Below are 5,671 nucleotides of genomic sequence, written 5' to 3' on the forward strand. Positions count from 1 at the left end.
TACTGGCTATGGCTACTTTTTCTATAACTCCTCATATCTCTTTATAAATTAGTTGCCAAGGTAACTTCATTATATCTTCCCTTCGCCTTTAGGTGAAGGGATTTCTCATCCCCGATAGGGACATTAAGTTTTTAGAAAATATCGCAGGAGAGGGGATGGAGGAAGATAGATGGACAGACCAAGAGCATGATGATTATTTTAGGACTGAAATGGCTATACAACAAGAAATAGACAAGTTTGAAAAAAAGTTTAATGCCGGTATGGAGAAGGGTATAGAACAAGAGAAAATTGAAACAGCAAAAGAAATGTTAATAGAGAATGAACCTATAGAGAAAATAGCACGATATACTAAGCTTACAATAGAAGAAATACAAAAGCTAAAAGCAGAAATATAAAATATAGATATTTAAATTAAAACCGCCTTACCTGAATGCTCTCTTAAGATCCAAGCTAGGCTTAATTTTATAGTACAGCAAATTCTAGATATTGCCTAGGATAAAATTGCTATGATTATCTTATACGGCTCTTTTGCTAAAGGTGATTGGGTGCGTGATCTACCTAACGGCTATCATAGCGATACTGATATCTTGATAATTCTGAAAAAAGGTAAGTATAAAGGTTATACTGCTTTAAAATTAAAAGATAGAATATATAAAAGATTAGAAAAAACTGGAGTAATAAAAAATCAAATTATCCCATATGATTCAAGAATATCGATAATTCTAGAGTTAATAGAGGAAATAAATAGGCAGTTAGAAAAAGGACGTTATTTTTATACGGATATCAAAAAAGAAGGTATTCTTTTTATGATAGCAAGGCATTTATGCTTAACGAAGCTAAAGATTTACCTTGGAGCGAGATGAAAGAAATCTCTAAAGATTACTATGAATATTGGTTTGGTATAGGTAAAGGCTTTTTAAAAGGGGCAACTACTTATTTAAACGATTTGGAGTATGCTTTATCAGCCTTTTCCCTTCATCAAGCTACGGAAAGTCTTTACAGCACTATTTTATTAGTTTGCTCAAACGACAAACCGTAAACTATACAATTTACAAGAACTAGGCAGTATGGCAGGAAATTACGATAATGAATTATTAAGTGTGTTGCCTCAATTAATCGAAGAACAAAAAAAGTGTTTTGAGCTTCTTGAAAAAGCTTATGTTGATACAAGATATGATAAAAACTATAAAATGACAAAAGAACAGCTGCTTTATCTTATTGAACGAATAGAAAAATTAAAAGAAATCACCGAAAGAATCTGCACAGCAAGAATTAATCAGCAATAATATTTAAAATTCAATTTCTTTTGCTCAAAAATACTTAATTACATATCCACTTAGTTTATTATCCATGCAAATTTATATGGATAAGATTAATACGTCAAGAAGTTAGTTTAAAGCTTAGCTGAATTTATAAGTAAAAAATCATATGGTATGTTTATCCTTATTTGATAAAAATACTATTCATTATAAAGTATTACTAATATGGCAAAAAAGAAAATAAAAGATAAAGCCCATAAATAAAGAAAGTATGATTTGTATTACTACTCCAAATCAAGCGTTAGCAAAATTACATACAAAAGTGCAAGATTATATAGATACTACTAGAGAAAAAATTTCTCTAGTAGATGAATGAATTAAGTTAAGAAGAGCATATGGATAGTGTTTGCGGTTTACTTAAAATTTGATAAAATTATCTAAATATAGTATAGTATAAAACTTTTTATAATATTAAAATTTTATGAGTAAGAAGCTTTATATTAAGACCTACGGCTGTCAGATGAATGTTTACGACTCCGTTAAGATGCAAGATTTGCTTTATCCTTTTGGTTATGAACCTACGGAAAATATTGAAGAAGCTGATGTTATTATCCTAAATACCTGTCATATCAGAGAGAAAGCAGCCGAGAAAACTTATTCTGAACTCGGTCGTATTAAGAAACTACAAGATACGAGAAAAAAACAAGGATTAAACTCTGCAATAATAGTTGTAGCAGGTTGTGTTGCTCAGGCAGAGGGAGAAGAAATTTTTACAAGAACTCCTTATGTCGATATTGTTGTCGGTCCGCAGTCTTATTACAACCTACCGGAATTAATCTCAAAAGTCGTTAGACACGAAAAACATTTAATCGATCTTGATTTTGTTGAAGAAGCGAAATTTGATAATTTACCGGAACAATTATATCCGCAAGGAGCTAGTAGCTTTATATCGGTGCAAGAGGGGTGCGATAAATTTTGCACTTTCTGCGTAGTACCTTATACAAGAGGAGCTGAATTTTCAAGGAACGTAGAACAGGTTTACAGAGAAGCATTACAAGTAGTTAGCAGCGGTGCTAAAGAAATTATGCTACTTGGACAAAATGTCAATGCATATCACGGGAAAGGTCCTGCAGATAAAATATTTAGTTTAGCCGATTTACTCAAACATCTAGCACAAATTCCAAATGTAGAGAGATTGCGTTATATGACGTCGCACCCGATAGATATGACAGATGATCTAATAAAACTACACGGTACTGAGCCTAAATTAATGCCGTTTTTACATCTACCGGTGCAGTCAGGTTCAAATAAAATATTAAAAGCAATGAACCGCAAACATGATCGGGAATATTATTTTGATATAATTAATCGCTTAAGAAAAGCAAGGCCCGATATAGTTTTATCCTCTGATTTTATTGTCGGTTTTCCCGGTGAAACAGATGAAGATTTTGAGGATACTTTAGATTTGGTCCGCAGAATAAAATACGGTCAGTGCTATTCGTTTAAATATAGCCCACGTCCCGGTACGCCAGGTGCAACTAGAACCGACCAAATACCTGAACATATAAAATCAGAGAGATTAACTATATTGCACAAAGAACTCATGGCTCAGCAATTAGCTTGTAATGAAAGTTGTGTCGGTAGTACTATAAAAGTTCTATTTGATCGTAGCGGTAAATTCGATGATCAAATAATAGGTAAAACTCTATATATGCAGTCTGTATATATCCACAACCCTAATAAATCTTTACTTGGTAAAATCATTGATGTAAAAATTACTAAAGCTTCACTTAATAGTTTAACCGGCGAAATATTATAAGTCATGTATAAATCTCTGTTTTTTTGTTTAAAAATTTTTGCCGTACTTATTCTAATAGGTTGTGCGGTTGTGGGGTATATAATATATCACTATTCACGTGATTTACCTGATTACTCACAACTTGCACGTTATTATCCACCGTCGGTAACGCGTATTTATTCTCGTGACGGTAAATTAATGGAGGAGTACGCTTTTGAACGTCGTGTATTTGTACCGATTAATAGCGTACCGAGTTCATTAATAGAAAGTTTTATCGCAGCTGAGGATAAGAATTTCTATAACCATCCGGGCGTCGATTTGCTTGGAATAGTTAGAGCGGCATTTTTAAACATATCTAATTATCTACATCATAGGCGTATGGAAGGAGCCTCTACCATTACTCAGCAAGTGGTTAAAAATTTGCTACTAACTAATGAGGTTTCTCTTGAACGTAAGATTAAAGAAGCGATTCTTTCTTATATGATTTCAAGAGTATTTACTAAGGATCAAATCTTAGAATTATATCTTAATCAAACATTCTTTGGTCGTGGTGCATATGGCGTTGCGGCGGCTGCACAAAATTATTTTAATAAATCCGTAGAGGAACTTACCATTGCAGAATCAGCTTTTATTGCAGCACTTCCTAAAGCTCCTTCCGAACTTAATCCAGAGAGAAACTACGCTAGAGTAAAAGCTCGTCGTGATTACGTAATAGCACGTATGTTTGAAGATGGTTATATAACAAAAGATGCTGCAAAAGAAGCTATGGATAGCCTGATAGTGTTACGTAAACGAGCTCAAGAAGAAACTGTTACGGCAGATTATTATGCAGCACAGGTCAGAGAAGAAGTAATTAGGATGTTAAATAGTAAGGAGGAATTTTATACCGGAGGTCTTACTATTATTACTTCTTTAGATACAAAGATGCAGCAATTAGCTGAAAACTCTTTAAGAAAAGGTCTAAGGGAGTTTGATAGAAGACGTGGTTTTAGAAAGCCTATAGCTAATATTCCTCTTGATAATTGGCAAGAGGAGATAAAAAAACTACCGACTCCTCCATCGCTTTTAGAGTATAAATTAGCTGTAGTTCTGGATGTGGCCGATAATCATGCAGAGATTGGACTTATAGACGGCAATAAATCTAGGATTCCTATTGCTGAAATGAAATGGACAAGAAGTAATCTTAAATCAGTTAAGGCTTTACTTAAAAAAGGTGATGTGATAGTAGTTGAACCTGTAAAAGATGCTCTTTATGCTTTGCGTCAGATCCCTGAAGTAAACGGTGCTATTATGGTTATGAACCCAAATACCGGGCAGGTACTTGCAAGCGTCGGGGGTTATGATTTTTCCACAAGTAAATTTGATAGAGTAACTCAAGCACTTCGTCAACCCGGTTCTTTGAGTAAAACCTTTGTTTATCTAGCAGCTCTTGAAAACGGTATTAAGCCGAATCAGATTTTTAACGATGGGCCTATTGAGATTGCGCAAGGTCCTGGGATGCCTAGTTGGTGTCCTAAAAATTATGAAGGTAAGTTTTTGGGTGAAATCACTATGCGTACTGGTCTTGAAAAATCCCGTAATCTTATAACAGTCAGAGTAGCAACTGCCGTAGGACTTACAAAAATCGTTGATATAATTAAGCGATTCGGTATTAATAATGAACCAAAAAAAGTTTACTCTATGGTACTTGGTTCAATTGAAACTACACTTAGCAGAATAACCAATGCTTATGCAATTATTGCTAACGGTGGTAAAAAAGTTGAACCTCATTTTGTAGAATTAATTAAAGACCGTAACGGTAAAATTATTTATAGGCGAGATGATAGAGAATGTCTTTCTTGTAATGTTTCGGACGCCAATTTAGATATCGCAATATTAGAAATACCGAAAGAAGATATTTATAGAGTTACGGATGAAGCTAGTGATTATCAAATTACTTCGTTTTTAACAGGAGCAATAGATAGAGGAACCGGTTATGCTGCGAAGAAGTTAGGGAAAATTATCGGTGGAAAAACCGGTACTAGTAACGATAGTAAAGATACATGGTTTATCGGTTTTACGCCTAAGATAGTAGTTGGCAGTTATGTTGGTTATGATACACCGAAAGAACTTGGAAAAAGAGCAACAGGTTCAAACGTAGTATTGCCGATTTTTATTGATTTTGTTAGTCATGCTTATAAGGATGAGTCATCGCTGCCTTTCAAAGTTCCGGATTCAATTAAGCTAATCGCCGTAGATAGAGCAACCGGTAAAATTACACCAAACGGCACTGTTATAGAAGCATTTAAAGTACATAATGTTCAGATGCTTGAGAATGAAGATATGATTGATAATCAAGATAATAATGATATTTTTGATTATGTACCGAGTAAAGAAGATCAGTTTCAAGAGATTTATTAAACTGTATACTTGTTTAAGCCGATGTCATTCCCGCGGAAGCGGGAATGACATCGTATACAGCAAGGCTACCTGCTTATTTATTCAGAATTTTAATGTCCCTATCGGGGATGAGAAATCCCTTCGCCTAAAGGCGAAGGGAAGATATAATGAAGTTACCTTGGCAACTAATTTATAAAGAGATATGAGGAGTTATAGAAAAAGTAGCCATAGCCAG

General features: G+C 34.1%; 6 protein-coding genes. All 6 read left to right on the top strand.

Translation table 11 applies throughout. From position 1 onward, the window contains the following. Window positions 1-92: 92 nt before the first annotated feature. On the top strand, window positions 93-395 hold the full coding sequence (locus ACKTSD_RS01695) for a hypothetical protein (protein WP_412707728.1): 303 nt from the start codon (window positions 93-95) through the stop codon (window positions 393-395). 111 nt (window positions 396-506) lie between these two features. Further along, complete coding sequence (locus tag ACKTSD_RS01700; protein ID WP_412707723.1) at window positions 507-863, top strand: nucleotidyltransferase domain-containing protein; 357 nt, start codon at window positions 507-509, stop codon at window positions 861-863. Continuing rightward, window positions 824-1,039 (top strand): hypothetical protein, encoded by a 216-nt coding sequence (locus tag ACKTSD_RS01705; protein WP_412707724.1) that lies wholly within the window; start codon window positions 824-826, stop codon window positions 1,037-1,039. The genes ACKTSD_RS01700 and ACKTSD_RS01705 overlap by 40 nt, the downstream gene beginning before the upstream one ends. A gap of 28 nt (window positions 1,040-1,067) precedes the next feature. Continuing rightward, window positions 1,068-1,286: a HEPN domain-containing protein gene (locus ACKTSD_RS01710; protein ID WP_412707725.1), complete on the top strand. Its 219-nt coding sequence runs from the start codon at window positions 1,068-1,070 to the stop codon at window positions 1,284-1,286. Window positions 1,287-1,740: 454 nt separating this feature from the next. Then, window positions 1,741-3,078, top strand: coding sequence for a tRNA (N6-isopentenyl adenosine(37)-C2)-methylthiotransferase MiaB (gene miaB / locus ACKTSD_RS01715; RefSeq protein ID WP_412707726.1), 1,338 nt, complete (start codon window positions 1,741-1,743; stop codon window positions 3,076-3,078). Between the two features lie 3 nt (window positions 3,079-3,081). Next, window positions 3,082-5,457 carry a penicillin-binding protein 1A gene (locus tag ACKTSD_RS01720; RefSeq protein ID WP_412707727.1) on the top strand — a complete coding sequence of 792 codons (2,376 nt, stop codon included), beginning with the start codon at window positions 3,082-3,084 and terminating at the stop codon, window positions 5,455-5,457. The last annotated feature ends 214 nt before the right edge of the window (window positions 5,458-5,671 follow it).

Source organism: Candidatus Rickettsia kedanie (genome assembly GCF_045865205.1).
Classification (GTDB): Bacteria; Pseudomonadota; Alphaproteobacteria; order Rickettsiales; family Rickettsiaceae; genus Rickettsia; species Rickettsia australis.

Coding starts and splice junctions, on each gene's coding strand:
- ACKTSD_RS01705 (WP_412707724.1), top strand. CDS start 824: ATGCTTAACGAAGCTAAAGATTTACCTTGGAGCGAGATGAAAGAAATC.
- miaB (WP_412707726.1), top strand. CDS start 1,741: ATGAGTAAGAAGCTTTATATTAAGACCTACGGCTGTCAGATGAATGTT.
- ACKTSD_RS01720 (WP_412707727.1), top strand. CDS start 3,082: ATGTATAAATCTCTGTTTTTTTGTTTAAAAATTTTTGCCGTACTTATT.
- ACKTSD_RS01700 (WP_412707723.1), top strand. CDS start 507: ATGATTATCTTATACGGCTCTTTTGCTAAAGGTGATTGGGTGCGTGAT.
- ACKTSD_RS01710 (WP_412707725.1), top strand. CDS start 1,068: ATGGCAGGAAATTACGATAATGAATTATTAAGTGTGTTGCCTCAATTA.